Below are 18,991 nucleotides of genomic sequence, written 5' to 3'. Positions count from 1 at the left end.
GTCAGCGCGGCTTGGTCTGAGTTGGGAAAGACGCAACGGTGCTTCCCTTCGACGGGGGTGGGGCGGAGACGGGAGGCAGGGACTGCTGCCAGTTGGTGGACCCGGCAGCGTTCAGGAAGGTGGAGTTCAGGATCTCGGGCGAACTCTCGTCCACCGTCGGCACGTTCAGCAGCGGGCCGATCTGCTTGATGATGCGGCCGGCCGCCGGAGCGGCGACCCAGCCGCCGGTGGCATAGCCGTAGGTCTTGGCCGTCGCCTTGGGCTCGTCGACCAGCACATAGACGACATAGCGCGGATCATTCATGGGGAAGGCGCCCAGGAACGACGACATGCGCGAGTTCTTCTGGTAATGCCGGCCCTTCTGCTTGTCGGCCGTGCCGGTCTTGCCGCCGACGACATAGCCCTTTACATCGGCCGACTTGCCTGTTCCTTCGGTGACCACGAAGCGGAACATGCGCCGCATCAGGTCGGAGGTCTGGCGCGACACCACCTGTTCGGTCGGAATTTCGCCGTCCGAATTGCGCTTCAGCAGCGTCGGCTTGTGGAAGAGGCCGCCGTTGATGACGGACGCAGCGGCGGCCACCGTGTGCATCGGGCTGACCGAAATGCCGTGGCCGAAGGAGATGGTGTAGCTGTTGACCTCGCGCCACGGGTTGGGCACCAGCGGCCAACCGCTTTCCGGCAGCTCCAGACCGGTGGGCTTGGTGAAGCCCATCTTGGTCATGAAGGCCTTCTGCGCAGCGATGCCCACCTGTTGCACCATGCGCACGGATCCGAGGTTGGAGGAGTGCTGGAACACTTCCGCCACCGTCAGGGCGCGATGCAGGCTGTGGTAGTCGTTGATGGTGAAGCGGCCGATCTTGATCGGATTCTTGGCGTCGAACATGTCCGACGGGCGGATCCTGCCGGCGTCGAACGCCAATGCCGAGTTGAAGATCTTGAAGGTCGAACCCATTTCGTACACGCCGAGCGTCGCCCGGTTGAACAGCGTGTCAGGGTTGAGGCCGGTCGGGTCCTGCGGGTCGAAATCGGGAAGCGAGACCATCGCCAGGACTTCGCCGGTGCGGACGTCGAAGACGATGCCGGCCGCGCCGATGGCGCTGAACTCCTGCACGGTTGCCGTCAATTCCTTCTTCAGGACGTGCTGCAACCGCAGATCGAGAGACAGCTGCAGCGGCGTGCCGGGATCCTCGGTCAGGCGCTTGTTGAAGCCCTGTTCCATGCCGGCAAGGCCGTTGTTGTCGATGCCGGTGAAGCCGACCACGTGAGAGGCCAGCGGACCGGCCGGATAGAAGCGGCGCTCCTCCCGCTCGAAGGCGACGCCGGGAATGCCGAGCCGGTGGACGGCCGCCTGCTGCTTCGGCGTCAGGTTGCGCTTCAGCCAGACGAAGCGGCGGTCGCCGCTCAGCTTGCCCACCAAATCCTTGTAGTCCAGTTCCGGCAGGACGCTGACCAGCTTCTGCGCAGCCTCTTCCGGGCGCGAGACCAGCTTGGGATCGGCGAAGAGCGACTGGGTGACCAGCGAGGTCGCCAGCAGGTTGCCGTTGCGGTCGACGATGTCGGCCCGGTTGGTGGTGGTGTTGTCCACTTCCAGCGCCACATGCTGGCGCGGCTCGCCGCCGCCGGCGAACAGGGTCGCCATCGCCAGCTTGACGCTGATGGCGGTGAAGACCGTCGTGACCACGGCAGCCGTCACCAGCAGACGGTAACGGCTCTGTTCCAGCGCGACGGCCAGCGACGTCCGCGGTCTGGCGGACGGCTGCTGGGGCGGTTGCTGGTAAGGCGAGGGCGCCGGGGGCGGGACATAGGTGCTGCCCGGGCTGCCGGGCACCCCGCCACCGCCGGGCTGGCCGTAACCGGCCGGGCCGCCGTGGTCGTAACCGCTCATCGATTGGCCCCCAGACGCGCGACGAGCAGGCCCAGGCTGTCGGTCGGCTTGGGCTGGTAGGGCTGCTGGGCCGTCGCCGCCTTGGGCGCGGGAACCGGAGATGCGGCCAGCGGCACCGGCCGCGTCGCCACCTCTGTCGCCCGGTTGGGAGAGGTCGGGGCGTTCGGAGCGAGCTTGCCGGCGGCGCGGTCGGTCGCCGCCTTCTCAGGGGTCTTCTCCACCGGGGCGCGGGCCGCACCCGGCACCAGGGCGGAGGGCTTGACGCGGGGAGCCGGATCGGCAACGCCGCCGCCCGACGGGAGGGAGGCCGGCACGACGACCGCCGCGCGTTCCAGCGCCTTGTCCATCGGCAGCGGCTTCGCGGCCGCCGGCACGCTGACCGGAACGATTCCGGCGGCGGTGTTGTTGGGAACGGTGGGCACGCGGGCGGAAGCGACCTGAGAGGTGCCGGTGCCGGGCGCGCGGACCATCGGCGGCAGCGGAGCGGCACCGGGCTGGCCGGGCAGGGCAGGGGCAGGCGGCGGAACGGCGTCGGCCGGGCGCATGGGAATCAGATCCATCGCCACATACTGGCGCGGCTCCGTCGGCTGCAGCGCCAGATAGCTTTGGGCCATCTGCTCCAGCTTGGACGGATCGTTCAGGTAGCTCCACTCGGCCTTCAGGACCTGGATGGACTCCTGCTCATGGATGATCTTGCGGTTCAGCCCGGCGAGCTTTTCCTCCAGATCCTGGACGTCGTAGCTGGTCTGGAACAGCACGCCACCGGCGGCCGCGATCAGGCCACCCCAGAACAGCCAGGTCTTGCCTTTCATGCTGCCTCCTTGCCGGGCGCCGGGAACGCGGGCGCCTCGGTACGTTCAGCCGCGCGCAGCCGGGCGGACCGGGCGCGGGGATTGTTGCGGGCTTCGGCCTCGCTCGGGTCCACGGGTTTCCGGGAGAGCAGGCGGAAGGATGGGTGATGCGCCGCGACCGCGGTCACGGGCGTATGGCGGGACGGGGAGGGCGGCGGCGAGGAGCGTTCCCGCAGGAACGCCTTGACCTCGCGGTCCTCCAGCGAATGGAAGGAGACGACGGCCAGACGCCCGCCGGGCGCCAGCAGCGACTCGGCGGCGGACAGGCCGCGCCGCAATTCGCCCAACTCGTCGTTCACATGGATGCGCAGCGCCTGGAAGCTGCGGGTCGCCGGGTCGATCCCGTCGCCCTTCCCCTTCGGCACCACGGAGCGGATGATCTCGGCCAGCCGCGCCGTTCGCTCGATCGGCGCCTCGCGGCGGGCGGCGACGATGGCGCGGGCGACGCGGCGCGCCATCCGCTCCTCGCCCAGGTGATAGATGATGTCGGCCAACTCCGCCTCGTCGGCGGTGTTGACCACGTCGGCGGCGGTCGGCCCATCCCGTCCCATCCGCATGTCGAGCGGGCCGTCGAAGCGGAAGGAGAACCCGCGCTCCGGCTCGTCGATCTGGGGGGAGGAGACGCCGACGTCGAGCGCCACGCCGTCCACGGAGGTCACGCCATGGTCGGCCAGCAGCCTGTCCATGTCGCCGAAGCGGCCCTCGATCACCTCCAGCCGGCCCGGGAATTCCTGGGCCAGCGCACGGCCACGCTCGATCGCGGCGGGGTCGCGGTCGATGCCGATCACGCGGCAGGACGCCGACCGCAGCAGGGCGCGGCTGTAGCCGCCGGCGCCGAAGGTGCCGTCGACATAGAGGCCGCCGTCGCGCGGGGCGAGTGCCGCGATCACCTCGTCCAGCAGGACGGGAATGTGAATGGGGGTATCGGTCATCACGCGCCCTCCCCGCTCCGGCCGGCGGCGCCGCGGGAGGCCTTGGCGACGATCTGGCTGAGGGAGATGTCCTTGCGCACGACCTGCTCGCGCAGCGCCGCCTCGTGGGCTTTCAAAGCGTCGGGTTCCCAGATCTGGAAGGTCTTGCGGCGGCCGATGAAGGCGGCCTCCTCGGTGATGCCGGCGAATTCCGCCAGCTCCTTGGGCAGGACGATGCGGCCTTCGGCGTCGGAAGAGACGGGGATCAGCTTTCCGAAGATGAAGGTCTCGATCATGTCGCGCTCGTCGGCATCGAGGTCAGGGGATTCGAGGCTTTCGGAGAGGACGTCGAGATAGTCCTGGTCGGCGCCTTCCAGCGCCTGGTGGTTCAGCGAGGGCCAGAGATAGACGGTGCTGGGAGCCGACGTCTTGGCAAGCGACTGCCGGAACTGTGCCGGGATGGACACACGCCCTTTCCTGTCAACCTTGTTGACGTATGTGGACAGGAAAACGGCCATAGGCCCGGCGATCCCCCCTGCTATCCCCCGTGCGCGGTCGGGTGCTCCGCGCTAGCCCCGCTTGGCCCATTCAGCCCCCGCCCCCGGTGTTAACCAGAATGGGTAAGAGCCCCCCTTAAATGGGCATTCTTGGGATAGCATGGGACGGCATGGGCGTCAACGGCCCCCCGAGTATTCAGACGGGGGTGTCAAGACTTTCGGGTCAGGCTGTGGCATCTGCGCAAGTTGGTGTACGAATTTCCGGAATCTTCGCAGTATTCCGCTGGACTCTGCCGATGTGGATAAAGTTATCCACATAAGTTCTCTGAATGTTCCAAAGTTTTAAGAAAATGCGACCGGTCCATGGTTTGTTGCCCCGTCGAATCGACCCCCTCCGACTGCATAGGACCTTGGGTGGGAAAGGGCGGTCCGGCATGGGACGGCATGGGAATTCGCCCCACAGTTATCCACCGGCTGTGGATTAGTCTGGGGAAAATGTGGATGGGGCCGTGCACATCCTGGGGATGGCTGCGGGAAAGCCCGGCAATCCGCGGCATGCGGAGAGAGGAGCGGTCGCATCCGCCCTGTGGATGAAGCTGTCATCCGCCCATGCCGTCCCATCCAGACCCGCCGAAAGGGGCAAGGCGGGGGCAAACGGGTGCCGCCATGGGGCGCCATGGGATCATGTGCCCCGGTCGGCTGCCCGAACTGGGATGGAATGGGCGATGGTGTGGGAAAAGCGCCAGATGGCCTGTAAGCCGGGTTCTGTATCCCGCCCCGAAGGGCAGGCGATGGCCATTCGTCTGGGACGCCGGTTGCCCGGACGCCTCGCGCGACCAACCCGAGCGGCGGCGCGGAAACGCGCTTGACCCACGCCCGTCCCATTGCGGGGACGGTGGTCGGGCCGCTCCTATTCGGTCTTGCTCCCGGTGGGGTTTACCGTGCCGTCCCCGTTGCCGGGTCCGCGGTGCGCTCTTACCGCACCCTTTCACCCTTACCTGCGTCGAAACGCCGGCGGTTTGCTTTCTGTGGCACTGTCCCTAGGGTCGCCCCCGCCGGCCGTTAACCGGCACCGTGTTTCCGTGGAGCCCGGACTTTCCTCCCCCGGTCGAAACCGAAGGCGGCCATCCGGCCATCTGGCGCGACCGTTCATATAGGGAAGCGGCGGTGGGGGCAAATCCCAAATCAAGCGGCGGTTCGATCGATCGGAAGAACCGCGCTTGCCTTCATCGCCCCGTCAACCGAAGCAGCGCGCGCAGGCGCCGGATCGTCTCGGCGCTCGGGATGCCGGTCAGGCAGTCGGGATGGAAATGGCGCTGGAAGGCCAGCAGGGCCCGCGGTTCGGCCGGGTCGTACCCATAGCGTCCCAGCAGCATAGCGACCTCCGCCTCGCTGAAGGGGCCGTGGTCGACCTGGGACGGTGTGGGCCAGAGCCCGATCCCCTGGGCGGCAAGACCCGGCCAGTCGAACAACTCGCCCGGATCCTCCTTGCGGGCGGGCGCTACGTCGCTGTGCCCCAGCACGTTGGCGGGAGCGATGGCGTGACGCTCCATGATCCCGCGGCAAAGCTCCGCCACCGCCGCCATCTGCATTGGCGGAAAGGGGCGGTAGCCGAACTCGTGGCCCGGGTTGACGATCTCGACGCCGATGGAGCGGCTGTTGACGTCCTCCGCCCCCCGCCAGCTCGACCGGCCGGCATGCCAGGCGCGCCGGTCCTCCGGCACATGGGCATAGATGGTGCCGTCCTCGTCCACCGTGTAATGGGCGCTGACCTGCGCCGCAGGGTCGCAGAGACGGTCAAGCGCATGGGCGGAGGTCGGCATGCCGGTATAGTGCAGGATCAACAGTTCCACCCGAGCGCCATCGGCCCGAGGGCCGTGGTTGGGGGAGGGGCGGTCGATCCGGCGGAAGGCGCTCATGTCGGATTCGTGACCGTTTCGTTGACCGCCTTCGGCCCGCGCCGGACGATCACCGCGACGCCGCCGACGGTCAGCAATCCGCCGATGGCGAGGTTGATCGTCAGCGGGTCCCCCATCAGCAGCGCGCCCGACGCCACGCCGAAGATCGGCACCGTCAGCAGATAGGGCATGGTCTGGTTGACGGAGTAGCGGCCGAGCAGCGGATACCACAGCCCATAGGCGATGATGGTGACGGCGACCGCCATGTAGACGATCGATGCCCAGCCCACCCAGGTGGAGTTGGCGAGCGCCTCCATCTGGCCATGCTCCAGCAGCAGCGACAGGACCAGCAGCTGCGGCATGGCGAACAGCGCCATCCAGCCGTTGACGGCGAAGCCGTTCACCGCGCCGATCAGCTTCATCTGCACGCTCGCCACCGCAAAGGCGAAGCTCGCGGCCAGGATCAGCAGCAGCGAATAGAGCGACTCGCCCAGCCGCGGCTCGCCCGCGATCACCGCCACCCCGGCGAAGGCGGCGGCCATGCCGATGCCGCGGCGCCAGCCCAGCTTGTCCTTGAAAACCACAGCCGCCAGAAGCGAGGAGAAGGGCACCTGCGCCTGCGCCGCCAGCGAGGCGGTGGCGGCGTCGATCCCCTGCAGCCCGGTGAACATCATCGGGAAATGGATGCTGCCGAGCGTCACCGACAGCAGCGCAATCTTCCACAGCTTGTCCCGCGGCATGCGGAAGAAGGGGATGATCAGCACGGCCACCAGGGCGAAGCGAATGAACATGACGAACAGCGGCGGGAATTCCGCCAGCGCCCATTTCGCCACGACGAAGTTCAGCCCCCACAGCGCCATCACCATCAGCGCCTGGAGCGTGTGGGCGAAACTCATGCCCGGCCGCCTTCCAGCTCCTCGCGCATCGCCTCCAGCTCCAGCCAGCGCTCCTCCGCCGCGGCGAGGTCGGCCTGTTTGGCGTGCAGCTGCTCGCTGGTCTTCTGGAATTTGGCGGGATCGCGGGTGAACAGGTCGGGGTCGGCCAGCGCCTTCTCCAGCTTGGCGATCTCCGCCCCCAGCCCATCCATGCGGGCCGGCAGCTCGTCCAACTCGCGCTGGTCCTTGTAGCTCAGCTTGCCGCGCGGCTTGGCTGCGGCGGCCGGCGGCGCGGCGGCGGATTTCGGTTTGGCGGCGACGACGGGGGCCGCCTTGGCCGGGCGCTGCACCAGATAGTCGGAATAGCCGCCGGCATATTCGGTGGCGGTGCCGTCACCCTCCAGCGCAATGGTGGCCGTCACCAGCCGGTCGAGGAAATCGCGGTCGTGGCTGACCAGCAGCAGCGTACCCTGATAGTCGCCCAGCACGTCCTCCAGCAGGTCCAGCGTGTCCATGTCGAGGTCGTTGGTCGGCTCGTCGAGGATCATCATGTTGCTGGGCTTGGCGAACAGGCGGGCCAGCAGCAGCCGGTTGCGCTCGCCGCCCGACAGCGCCTTTACCGGGCTGTCCAGCTGCCGGGTGTCGAACAGGAAGTCCTTCATATAGCCGGCGACATGGCGCGACACGCCGTTGACCACCACCGCGTCGCCGCCGAACGGGCACAGCACCTTGCGAATGGTGTCCTCTGGGTTCAACCCCTCGCGCCGCTGGTCGAAATAGGCGGTGTCCAGGTTGGTGCCGAGCTTCACCGTGCCCTCGTCGGGATCGAGCTGGCCGGTCAGCATCTTCAGCAGGGTGGATTTGCCGGCGCCGTTCGGCCCGATCAGACCCACCCGGTCGCCGCGCAGGATGCGGGTCGAGAAGTTCTTGACGATGGTCTTGCGGCCGTCGGGCGTGTCGAAGCCCTTGGAGATGCCGGTCGCCTCGATCACCAGCCGGCCGCCGCGCTCCGCCTCGGCGATGGCGAGCTTGGCCTGCTGACCGCCCTTGATCTGCTCGGCCCGCCCGGCGCGCAGGTCCAGCAGGTTGCGCACGCGTCCCATGTTGCGGGTGCGCCGGGCGGAGATGCCCTCGCGCAGCCACTTCATCTCGCTTTCGATCTTGCGGTCCAGCTTGTGGGCCGCGGCCTCCTCCGCCTCGAACACCTCGGCTTGCCAGGTCTCGAACTCGGCAAAGCCGCGTTCGGTGGCGCGCACCGTGCCGCGGTCGAGCCACAGCGTGCGCTTGGCGAGCCGATTCAGGAAGGCGCGGTCGTGGCTGATCAGCAGCAGCCCGCCGCGGAAGGACAGCAGTTCCTCTTCAAGCCACTCGATGGTGGGGAGGTCGAGGTGGTTGGTCGGCTCGTCCAGCAGCATGACGTCAGGGTTGCCGACCAGCGTGCGGGCCAGCGCCGTGCGGCGCGATTCGCCGCCCGACAGGGTGCGGGGGTCGAGGCTGCCGTCGACCTGCAGCCGGTCCAGCACGGCGTCGACCCGGTGCGCCTCGTCCTGCTCGTCGGCGGGCAGGCCCTGCACGACATAGTCGTGGACGGTGGCGCAGCCGGTGAAGTCCGGCTCCTGCGGCAGATAGGCAAGGCGGGCGCCCGGCTGGACGAAGACGGTGCCGCCGTCGGGGTGGATCATCCCGGCCAGCACCTTCATCAGCGTCGACTTGCCCGACCCGTTGCGACCGACCAGACAGGCGCGGTCGCCGCGGGCGATGGACAGGTCGATGCCGTCGAACAGCGGACGGCCGCCGAAGGTGACGGAGACGCCCTGGAGCGCCGTGATGGGTGCGGGAGGAGCCATGGACCGTTCGTGCGCCGGAAAATCGAGGGAAGGGGATGGGTTATAGCGCGCCGTCCCCCTCCACCGCGACCCGGAAAAACGGTTGGGCGGGTTGCGTCCCGCGGAGCCGGGCTCCCGTCAGACCGCCGCCGGAACCGGACCCGTCGGCGTCGCCACCTGCTGCTCCTGCATCTTGAAGCCGAAATAGGTGCCGTTGCTGATGCCGGTCAGGGCCAGAAGGTTGGCCGACAGTTCCGGCATGCCCAGCGTGCGGGTGACCTCGTAGAGGAAGGTGATGCCCAGCACCATGGTCCAGGCCAGCAGTTGCAGGCGGTGGATGTTGTAGCCGGCGGCATCGCTCAGCAGGTCGGCCAGCCATCCCTGGGTCGGCGGATAGACCTCGTTCAGGCTCGCCGCCATCGTCGCCTGATCGGGCGGGTTGGCCGCGGCAGCGGTCCGGTAGGCGGCGGCATGCTGCTGGCGCCGCGTCTCGTCGTCGCCCGGCCGGCGGTCCTGGAAGGCCGCGAGCACGGAGGTCCCACCGACGATCCCCATCAGCGCCATGGTGCCGGTGGTGACGGTGTCCATCGATCCGGTGATGGTCAGGATGGCGACGTAGGAGGCGGTGACGATCCCGCTCCACCACAGAAGCTGGAAGCGGGCGAGGCTGTAGGGCGCCCGGTAATCGGCCGGCATCGGCACGCCGGAAACGGGGGTGATCGAATCCATGCGGCCGAAATGGCGGAAGAAGGCGAACAGGAACGCCGCCGCCACAAGCGCGAACCACAGGCCGGCCAGCCCGAGGTCGCGGTCGCTCGCCCCCTGGATGGCGACCAGCTTCGGTGCGGTGCTCATGCCGCCGGTGGCCGGACCGAAGGCGATCGGCAGGGTCTTGGTGCCGGAAAGGCTGAAGAAGCCGCTGAAGGCGGTTTGCCATGCCGCCCGCCGCTGTGCCGCGTCGTCACCGTTGCCGGCGATGGAGGTGGAGGCGGTGCCCACCAGTTCCCCCTTGGCGGAGCAGCCGAAGCTGGCGCGGGCGCCCGGAATGGTCTGGCCGTTGGCGACCAGGACCAGCCCTTGCGCGTTGAGCGCGGCGGCTTGCGTCGGGCAATCGGTGCCGGACGGCGGAGCCCCCAGCGTCAGCGTCAGCGGCTGACCCAGCACCACCGGGCTGTCGATGGATGCGATCTGCGCCTGGGCGGCAGAGAGCGTACCTGCCGCCAATGCCGTTCCCAAAGCCGCAGCGAAGATCGTCCGGATGATCGTGCGTTGCATCGTCGTGTCGTTCCCAAATCCTGCGGGCAACCGGTCGCCCGCCCCATCGGGGACGATACGTCAAGAAACGGGATAAAGCCCACGACAAAGCAATTTAAAATCCAGTCACATCGTGACGAATCGCGACATGCTAGAGCAGGGCGGCGCTTCCTTCCCGCTCGCGGCGGATTCGGTCATAGGCGGCGTTGACGAGCGCGAGCTTCTGCGTCGCCAGATCCACGAACTCCTGCGGCATGCCTTGGGCGATCAGCCGGTCGGGGTGATGTTCGCGCACCAGTGCACGGTGGGCGGCCTTGACCGTGTCGTCGCCGGCGGTGCGCGCCACGCCCAGCACCGCGTAGGGGTCCGAATCGGTCGGACCGCCGGCCATATGGTGCCCGGCGACGATGCGGCGGAATTCCGCCTCGTCGAAGCCGAAGATCACGGCGATGGCGCGCAGATACTCCACCTCCGTCTCGTGCAGTTCGTCGTCGGCCTCGGCGATCATCAGCAGGCTGTCGAGCAGCTCCTCAAGCACCGCGTGCCTGTCCTCGAACAGGTTGGCAATCTGGCGGGCATATTCCTCGAAGCCATGGGTGTCGCGGCGGGCGAGGTCGAAGACGCGGCCGACATTGGCCAACTCGTCGGCCGGAACGCGGAACAGCCGCTTGAAGGTATCGACCTCCACCCGCTTCACCACGCCGTCGGCCCGCGCCATCTTCGCCGCGAGGGCGATGACGCCGATGGTGAAGGCGACGGTCTGCTTGGCCTCCTCGGCCTCCGCATCGGTCATGGCCTTGCGCTGGTCGCCGGGGCCGCAGGGCGACCACAGGTCCACCGCTTGCCCGGCAAGCCCGCCCAGAAGGCTGCCCAGCGGCCCGCCGCTGAACAGGCTGGCCGCGCTGCCCAGGATCCTGCCCCAAATGCTCATACTTCGCCTTCCGCGTTCCGCTCGCCCGTCATCCTGTCGTCCGGCAGCATAGCCGCCGTACGGTTATCAGCCAACTGTGGCGCGGCTACAACAGACCAGCATTGTTCGCATTGCGAATTTCTAATAAGCGCTTGCGAAATCCGCCCGGGACGCCATGTTGCACTGCAATAAAGGGCGCCGCAGAGAGCGCCGGTTTCGATAACAACGGCGGCCGCCAAGCGCTTGTCACGAGCGTGCGGTGCCGGGGTCTGGGGAAAAACGTTCTGCGCGAATGCGTTTTCGAATTTCGAGAACCGTGAGCAGAGCCATGCCTGTCATCCGCAAGATCATGCCGACCGAACTCCCGCAGTACCGGGCGCATCTCCTCCGCCTGGACAATGCCGACCGCTATGCCCGCTTCACCGGCACGCTGTCGGACGAGGCTGTGGAGCGGCACTGCGCATCCATCGACTGGGGCCGTACGGTGCTGCTGGGCGCGTTCGAGGACGGCGTTCTGCGTGGCGCGGTGGAACTGTGCGGCGACCGCCTCCTCTGGCCCGATCAGGCCGAATTCGGCATCAGCGTCGAATCGGGGCTGCAGGGCAAGGGCATCGGCAGCACGCTGGTTCGCCGCATCCTGACCGTCGCCCGCAACCGCGGCATCCGCCATGTCCACATGATGTGCCTGGCCGGCAATGTTCGGATGCGTGCACTGGCCCGCCGCTTCGGCGGCCGGCTGGCGCTGGACGGCGGCGAAGTCGCGGCCCTGTTCGAACTGCCTCCGCCCAACCAGTTTTCGCTTGCCCTGGAAGCGTTGGAGGACGGCAGTGGCGCCTTCAACAGCATTCTGTCCGGCAATGCCATCCTGGCCCGCCTGCCCGGCATCCGGCCCGAGCGGCTCGCCGCTTGAACAGGTAGCGGCTCGCCGCTTGAACAGGTGGCGGCTCGCAGCCTGACGACAGAGCCGCTTCATCGGTGATCCTGTGTTCTTTCCGCCGCGGCCGCCCGTCTTGATGGCTGCCCTGATGGGCGTGGGGCACGGTGGCGGTTGAAATTCGCTGCCGGATCGCGAAACTCCGGCCCACGCGTGGTGCGGTTGCCGCGCAGGGATTCGGCGGGTGCGACGACGATGGCTGAGACTCAAGGCGCGGCGATGAACGGGACGGCGGAGGTCAAGCCTGCCCGATGGCAGTTCTGGATCGATCGCGGCGGCACCTTCACCGACATCGTCGGCCGACGGCCGGACGGGTCGGTCGTCACCCACAAGCTGCTGTCGGAGAATCCGGAGCGCTATGCCGACGCTGCCGTCCAGGGCATCCGCGAGCTGCTGGGCCTGAAGCCCGGCCAACCGATCCCGCCGGACACGGTGGAGGTGGTGAAGATGGGCACCACCGTCGCCACCAACGCCCTGCTGGAACGCAAGGGCGAGCCGACCGTCCTGCTGATCACCGAAGGGCTGGGCGACCAGTTGCGCATCGGCCATCAGGCCCGGCCGAAGATCTTCGCCCGCCACATCCATCTGCCCGACCAGCTCTATTCCCATGTGGTGGAGGTGCCGGAGCGGGTGATGGCCGACGGCCGGGTGCTGAAGCCGGTGGACCTGCATGCCGTCCGCCGCGGGTTGGAGGAGGCCTACCGCCAGGGCTTCCGCGCCGCCGCCATCGCGCTGATGCACGGCTACCGCTATCCGGAGCATGAGCGGCAGGTCGCCTCGCTGGCCCGCGCCGTCGGCTTCACCCAAGTGTCGGTCAGCCATTTGGTCAGCCCGCTGATGAAGCTGGTCGGGCGCGGCGACACCACGGTGGCCGACGCCTATCTCTCTCCGGTGCTGCGCCGCTATGTCGACCGGGTCGCCAACGACCTCAGCGTCGACGGCACCCCGGTGCCGCTGATGTTCATGCAGTCCAACGGCGGCCTGACCGATGCCCGCCGCTTCCAGGGCAAGGACGCCATCCTGTCGGGTCCAGCCGGCGGCGTGGTCGGCGCGGTGCGCACCGCCGGGATGGCCGGATTCGACCGGGTCATCGGCTTCGACATGGGCGGCACCTCCACGGACGTGTCGCATTATGCCGGCGAGTATGAGCGCGCCTTCGACGCGGTGGTGGCCGGCGTTCGGGTGCGCGCGCCGATGATGCACATTCACACCGTGGCGGCCGGCGGCGGCTCGCTCTGCGTCTTCGACGGCACCCGCTTCCGCGTCGGGCCGGACAGCGCCGGCGCCAATCCGGGGCCCGCCTGCTACCGCCGAGGCGGCCCGCTGACCGTCACCGACTGCAACGTGATGGTCGGCAAGATCCAGCCGCGCTTCTTCCCGCAGGTCTTCGGACCCAACGGCGACCAGCCGCTGGACGCCGAGGTGGTGAAGGCCCGCTTCACCGAGCTGGCGGCCACCGTCAACGCCAAGCTCGGCACGACGATGACCCCGCAGGAGGTCGCCGAAGGCTTCCTGCGCATCGCCGTAGACAACATGGCGAACGCAATCAAGAAGATCTCGGTGGAGCGAGGCTATGACGTCACCGGCTACACCCTGAACGGTTTTGGCGGAGCGGCGGGCCAGCATGTCTGCGCCGTCGCCGACGCGCTGGGCATGACGCGGGTGTTCCTGCACCCGCAGGCCGGCGTGCTGTCCGCCTACGGCATCGGTCTGGCCGACACCGTCGCCATCCGCGAGCGCGCGGTCGAAGGGCCGCTGAGCGACGCGGTGGTCGACCGGCTGACCATGCTGTTCACCGATCTGGAGACCGAGGGGCGGGCGGAGCTGGCCCGCCAGGGCGTCGCCGCCGACCGGCAGGCGATCAACCGCCGCGTCCACCTGAAGGCCGCCGGCTCCGATACCACGCTGACCGTCGCCTTCGGCTCCAAGGTCGCGATGACCAAGGCCTTCGAGGAGGCGCACCGCCGCCGCTACGGCTTCCTCACCCCCGGCACCGCGCTGGAGGTGGAATCCGTGACGCTGGAGGCCGTCGGCCTGACCGATGTATTGGAGGATCCCGAGCTTCCCGCCACCACCGCGGTGCTGCCGCGCCGGCTCGCCACCGTCGCCATCCATAGCGGTGGCCAGCGCCGCGAGGCTCCGCTTTACGACCGTCGCCAGCTTCAGCCCGGCAACCGGGTGGTCGGCCCGGCGATCCTGGCCGAAGCCGTCTCGACCACCGTGGTCGAGCCCGGCTGGATGGCGGAGGTCACCCGCAAGAACCATCTGGTGCTGACCCGGCTGGAGCCGGCGACCCAGCGTCAGGCCGCCGGGATCAAGGGCGGGGCGAAGGTCGACCCGGTGATGCTGGAGGTCTTCAACAACCTGTTCATGTCCATCGCCGAACGCATGGGCGTGACGCTGGAGAAGACCGCCCGCTCGGTGAACATCAAGGAGCGGCTGGACTTCTCCTGCGCCCTGTTCGACCGCGATGGCGGGCTGATCGCCAACGCCCCTCACATGCCGGTGCATCTGGGGTCGATGGGCGAGAGCGTGCGCGCCGTCATCCAGCGGCGCGGCGGCACCTTCACCGCGGGCGAGTGCTTCGCGCTGAACGATCCCTATCACGGTGGCACGCATCTGCCGGACATCACCGTCGTCTCGCCGGTGTTCGACGAGGCGGGCAAGGAGCTGCTGTTCTTCGTCGCCTCGCGCGGACACCATGCCGACGTCGGTGGCATCACCCCCGGCTCCATGCCGCCCGACAGCAAGACCATCGCCGACGAAGGCGTGCTGCTGGACTGCGTGCCGCTGGTGGAGAACGGCCAGTTCCGCGAGGAGGCCCTGCTGGAGCTTCTGCGCTCCGGCCCGCACCCCGCGCGCAACCCGGCACAGAACATCGGCGACCTCAAGGCGCAGGTCGCGGCCAACGAGCAGGGCACCCGCGAACTTCACCGCGTCGTCCGCCTGCACGGCCTGTCCACCGTCATCGCCTATATGCGCCACGTCCAGGACAACGCCGAGGAGCAGGTCCGCCGTGCCATCGGCGTGCTGAGCGATGGCGATTTCGCGGTGACGCTGGACAACGGCGCGGTCATCAAGCTGCGGGTGTCGATCGACCATGCCGCGCGCTCGGCGATCGTCGATTTCTCCGGGACCAGCACGCAGCTGACCAACAACTTCAATGCCCCCTCGGCGGTCTGCCGGGCGGCGGTGCTCTATGTCTTCCGCTGCTTGGTGGATGACGAGATCCCAATGAACGAGGGCTGCCTGCGCCCCATCGAGATCATCATTCCGCCCGGCTCCATGCTGTCGCCCAACCCTCCCGCCGCGGTGGTCGCCGGCAATGTGGAGACCAGCCAGTGCATCGTCGACGCGCTGTTCGGCGCGCTGGGGGTGATGGCGTCGGCGCAAGGCACGATGAACAACACCACCTTCGGCAACGAGCGGCACCAGTATTACGAGACGGTCTGCGGCGGGTCCGGCGCCGGCAACGGTTTCGACGGCACCGACGCGGTGCAGACCCACATGACCAACTCGCGCCTGACCGACCCGGAGGTGCTGGAATGGCGCTTCCCGGTGCTGGTGGAGGGTTTCCACATCCGCCGCGGCTCCGGCGGGGCAGGGCGCTGGCGCGGCGGCGACGGCGTGATCCGCCGCCTGCGTTTCCTGGAGCCGATGACCGCCGCCATCCTCGCCAACCATCGCAAGATCGCTCCCTTCGGGCTGAAGGGCGGCGCGGACGGCGCGCTCGGCCGCACTTGGGTCCAGCGCACCGACGGCAGCGTGCAGGAACTGGCCTCCCAGGACAGCGCCACGATGCGGCCGGGCGACGCCCTGGTGGTGGAGACGCCGGGCGGCGGCGGGTTCGGGGCGGTGGGGTAGGGGGGGAGTGTGATGCCCCCTCCCTAACCCTCCCCCGCTATCGCGGGAGAGGGGACTGCCGCTGAACCCTTGCAAAGCTCCTGCCCCCTCTCCCGCGAAGCGGGGGAGGGATGGGGAGGGGGCAACTGCAGCGGCAGCTACCTCGCCCCTCACTCCGCCCGATGCGGCGCTACGATGCCGAAGCGGTGCATCTGCCGGTGGATGGTCGAACGGTCGACCCCCATCGCCCGCGCCGTCGCCGACACGTTCCAATGGTGCCGCCGCAGAGTCTCGCGCAACCGGGCGGCGGGATCCTCCTCCGCCACCACCGTCCCCGCCGCCTCCGCCGGCCAGGCCTGGAACAGGCCGCTGTGCTGCACCGGCTCCGGAATGTCGGCGAGGTCGATCAGCCCGCCGTCGCTGACCGCGCAGGCATAGTCCAGCGCATTCACCAGTTCCCGCACATTGCCCGGCCAGCCATGGCCGCGCAGGGCCGCCAGCGCCGCCGGGGTCAGGCGGTAGGCGACGCCGTCACGCTCCGCCCGTTCGGCCAGCAGCCGCTCGATCAGCCAGTCCAGGTCGCCGCGCTGGCGCAGCGGCGGAACGGTGAACACCGCGCCGTTGAGACGAAAGTACAAGTCGTCGCGGAATTTGCCGGCCTTGACCAGTTCCACCAGATCGCGGTGGGTCGCGCCGATGACGCGGACATCCACCGACACCGCCTTGGTCCTGCCGATCGGTGTCACCTCCCGCTCGGCAAGCACGCGCAGCAGGCGGGTCTGTGACGACAGCGGCATGTCGCCGATCTCGTCAAGGAACAGGGTGCCGCCATCGGCCTCCAGGATCAGCCCCTTCTTGCCGCGCGCCGTCGCCCCGGTGAAGGATCCGGGCTCGTAGCCGAACAGCTCGCTCTCGATCAGGTTTTCCGGCAAGGCGGCGCAGTTGACGGCGACGAACGGCTTGTTGCGGCGGACGCTGGACTTGTGCAGCGCCTTCGCCAGATGCTCCTTGCCCGTGCCGGTCTCGCCATGGATCAGCAGGCTCATGCGGGTGTTGACCAGCTTCGCCGCCCGTGTCAGCACCGCCTTCAACGCCGGATCGCCGCCGGACACCACGCGCAGCGGCTCCGGCAGCGGGTCGTTCCCCTGGTCGTGGGGGTGGTTGCGGGGCAGGGACACGGCGGGCGGCGGCATCGCCTGGGCGAACAGCGGCAGTCCGGTGCGGCGCAGGCGCAGCGTGCGCTGCTCGGTCGGGAGCGCGCGGACGAAGCGGACCAGTTCGTCCACCTCGCAGTCGAACAGTTCGGCGAAGGAGCGGCCGAGCGGCGACACACCGTCCTCTGCCAGCAGATCATGGGCTTTGTGGTTGAAGCCGACCACCCGCCCGCCGCCGTCGAGAGCGAGGACAAAGTCGGGGTCGACCTCCGCGAACTCCTGCGACGCCGACAGCTTCACCACCCAGTCGCGGCGAAAGTTGTTGTAGAGGTTGGCGGTTTCGATCTTGTGGACATAGGCCTTCACCATCTGCAGCGCCAGATACTGGCTGATCTTCGGTTCCGGCGAATGCAGGGCGGAGATGTCCAGCACGGCCGCCAGTTCTCCGCCGCTGTCGAAGACGGGGGCGGCGGTGCAGGTCAGCGGAATGTGGGTGGCGTCGAAATGGTCGGTCTGGTGCACGGTCAGCGCCTGGGCCGTGGCGATGCAGGTGCCGACCGCGCAGGTGCCGGCATGCCCCTCGTTCCAGTCGGAGCCCAGATACAGCCCGGCCCGGCGCAGATGGTTGTCGAAGGTCGGGTCGCCGATGAAGTCCACGGTGACGCCGTTGCTGTCGGTCAGCAGCAGGACGTACCCCATGCCGGCAACCTGCCGGTACAGCGCCTCCAGCCCGAAGCGGGCCATGCGCAGGAATTCGTCCATCGCGTCGCGGTGCTCGCGCAGCCGCTCCTGCGGCAGTATGTGCGCCTCGCGCCCGATTGTGGGGTCCAGCTTGTGGTCGGCGACGCAGCGGCGCCAGGAACTTTCGATGATCGGATCGCGGGCTGACGGCACACCGATGGAGACACGGACGAGTTCATCGATGTGGGCCGCGCGTGCGCTGTCCATGGTCGTGCCTCCCGCAATGTCGTCCGCTTGTCCCGCGAACAAATTTGAACGAAACATTAGCAACCGGGTGACGCGGTAGGCAACATGTGCAAAAGCATCAGACAGGCCCACCGGCCGATCGCGGACAGCTCCTCCGCCATACCTGAGTATGACCTCCGCTTTTCGTTATCGTTCTGCGACATGACGTTAAGGACATTTGCACAAGTCGGGTCTCATGCTCCATAAACGGGCAGGGATCGCCGGGAGCTTTCGATTTGCGGATTCTGATCGTCGACGATTCACCGCGTCACCTCACCATGATGGTGTATGAGCTGACGAAGCTGGGCTACGCGACCAGCGTGGTCGAGACCGGGGCCGCCGCCATCGAGGCGGTGGCGAACGAGCGCTTCGACGTGGTGATGGCCGACATCCGCCTTGCCGACATGACGGGGATCGAGCTGTGCTGGCACCTGCGCACCGCCCAGGGGCTGCGTCACCTCTACCTGATCCTGATGATCCCCGGCAGCATGACCGACCAGTTCCACGAGCTGGTGGAGGCCGGCGCCGACGAGTTCCTGCGCAAGCCGCTGGATTGGAAATGGACGGCGGCGCGCCTGCTGGCCGCTTCGCGCGTGGTGGCGATGCAGCGCGATCTGGAGCGACTGGCCACCACCGACGCCCTGACCGGCGCCCTGAACCGCCGCCGCTTCCTGGAACGGGGGGATGAGGAGTTCGGCCGCTCGCGGCGCTACGAGCGCCCGCTGTCGGTGGTGATGCTGGACATCGACCATTTCAAGCGGGTCAACGACACCTATGGCCACGCCACCGGCGACGAGGCGATCCGCAGCACCGTGCGCGCCTGTAAGGAGAGCTTGCGCACCAGCGACATCATCGGTCGCCTGGGTGGCGAGGAGTTCGCGGTGGTGATGCCCGAAACCCCGCCGGTCAACGCCTACGCCGTCGCCCAGCGCCTGCGCCAGGCCGTCGCCACCATGCCGGTCCGGCTGGAGAGCGGCGGCGAGATAACCGTGACCGTCAGCCTGGGGCTGAGCTGGCTGAACGCGACCGACGCCGGCATAGAACCCCTGCTGGCCCGCGCCGACGCCGCCCTCTACCGCGCCAAGAACGCCGGCCGCAACCGCGTGGAGGTGGAGCCGCGGATCGCACTGCCGAAGTCGATGATGGGGTAGGCACTGCCGTTGCAGTCAGTCCGCAACGGTCGA

At 68.3% G+C, this 18,991-nt stretch carries 13 protein-coding genes and 1 other RNA gene; 3 read left to right on the top strand and 11 right to left on the bottom strand.

Annotated elements, in window-relative coordinates:
- Window position 1 precedes the first annotated feature (1 nt).
- From FZ983_RS02625 to FZ983_RS02580, 10 genes are all read right to left on the bottom strand, one after another.
- Entirely contained in the window at window positions 2–1,888 is a 1,887-nt protein-coding gene (locus FZ983_RS02625; RefSeq protein ID WP_149222050.1) for a penicillin-binding protein 2, read from the bottom strand.
- Entirely contained in the window at window positions 1,885–2,700 is an 816-nt protein-coding gene (locus FZ983_RS02620) for a hypothetical protein (RefSeq protein ID WP_149222049.1), read from the bottom strand. Before FZ983_RS02620 ends, FZ983_RS02625 begins: the two co-directional genes overlap by 4 nt.
- The gene (gene rsmH / locus FZ983_RS02615; RefSeq protein ID WP_149222048.1) at window positions 2,697–3,671 is read right to left on the bottom strand and encodes a 16S rRNA (cytosine(1402)-N(4))-methyltransferase RsmH; all 975 of its coding nucleotides are present in this window, start codon (window positions 3,669–3,671) and stop codon (window positions 2,697–2,699) included. The genes FZ983_RS02620 and rsmH overlap by 4 nt, the downstream gene beginning before the upstream one ends.
- Entirely contained in the window at window positions 3,671–4,117 is a 447-nt protein-coding gene (locus FZ983_RS02610) for an MraZ family transcriptional regulator (protein ID WP_244560839.1), read from the bottom strand. The genes rsmH and FZ983_RS02610 overlap by 1 nt, the downstream gene beginning before the upstream one ends.
- A 768-nt stretch (window positions 4,118–4,885) precedes the next feature.
- Window positions 4,886–5,287, bottom strand: an RNA gene (gene rnpB, locus FZ983_RS02605) — RNase P RNA component class A.
- A gap of 86 nt (window positions 5,288–5,373) precedes the next feature.
- Window positions 5,374–6,066: an N-acetylmuramoyl-L-alanine amidase gene (locus FZ983_RS02600; RefSeq protein WP_149222047.1), complete on the bottom strand. Its 693-nt coding sequence runs from the start codon at window positions 6,064–6,066 to the stop codon at window positions 5,374–5,376.
- Window positions 6,063–6,941, bottom strand: coding sequence for an EamA family transporter (locus tag FZ983_RS02595; RefSeq protein ID WP_149222046.1), 879 nt, complete (start codon window positions 6,939–6,941; stop codon window positions 6,063–6,065). Before FZ983_RS02595 ends, FZ983_RS02600 begins: the two co-directional genes overlap by 4 nt.
- Entirely contained in the window at window positions 6,938–8,767 is a 1,830-nt protein-coding gene (locus FZ983_RS02590; RefSeq protein ID WP_149222045.1) for an ATP-binding cassette domain-containing protein, read from the bottom strand. The genes FZ983_RS02595 and FZ983_RS02590 overlap by 4 nt, the downstream gene beginning before the upstream one ends.
- 117 nt (window positions 8,768–8,884) lie before the next feature.
- Window positions 8,885–10,021: a hypothetical protein gene (locus tag FZ983_RS02585; protein WP_149222044.1), complete on the bottom strand. Its 1,137-nt coding sequence runs from the start codon at window positions 10,019–10,021 to the stop codon at window positions 8,885–8,887.
- A gap of 130 nt (window positions 10,022–10,151) precedes the next feature.
- The gene (locus tag FZ983_RS02580) at window positions 10,152–10,931 is read right to left on the bottom strand and encodes a TerB family tellurite resistance protein (protein WP_149222043.1); all 780 of its coding nucleotides are present in this window, start codon (window positions 10,929–10,931) and stop codon (window positions 10,152–10,154) included.
- A 307-nt stretch (window positions 10,932–11,238) separates the two neighbouring features.
- Here FZ983_RS02580 and FZ983_RS02575 point away from each other — a divergent pair, with 307 nt between their 5' ends.
- A complete protein-coding gene (locus tag FZ983_RS02575) occupies window positions 11,239–11,820 on the top strand; it encodes a GNAT family N-acetyltransferase (protein WP_149222042.1) in 582 nt (193 codons plus the stop codon).
- A gap of 219 nt (window positions 11,821–12,039) precedes the next feature.
- The gene (locus tag FZ983_RS02570; RefSeq protein WP_149222041.1) at window positions 12,040–15,708 is read left to right on the top strand and encodes a hydantoinase B/oxoprolinase family protein; all 3,669 of its coding nucleotides are present in this window, start codon (window positions 12,040–12,042) and stop codon (window positions 15,706–15,708) included.
- A gap of 149 nt (window positions 15,709–15,857) precedes the next feature.
- Here the strand turns inward: FZ983_RS02570 and FZ983_RS02565 are convergent, their stop codons facing one another.
- Window positions 15,858–17,789: a sigma-54-dependent Fis family transcriptional regulator gene (locus FZ983_RS02565; protein ID WP_149222040.1), complete on the bottom strand. Its 1,932-nt coding sequence runs from the start codon at window positions 17,787–17,789 to the stop codon at window positions 15,858–15,860.
- Between the two features lie 254 nt (window positions 17,790–18,043).
- Here FZ983_RS02565 and FZ983_RS02560 point away from each other — a divergent pair, with 254 nt between their 5' ends.
- Entirely contained in the window at window positions 18,044–18,958 is a 915-nt protein-coding gene (locus FZ983_RS02560; protein ID WP_149222039.1) for a diguanylate cyclase, read from the top strand.
- Window positions 18,959–18,991 lie beyond the last annotated feature (33 nt).

Origin of the sequence: Azospirillum sp. B21 (assembly GCF_008364825.1) — a bacterium.
Lineage (GTDB): Bacteria > Pseudomonadota > Alphaproteobacteria > Azospirillales > Azospirillaceae > Azospirillum.
Note: the sequence above shows the minus strand (reverse complement) of the source record. Positions and strands in the feature narration are given on the sequence as shown.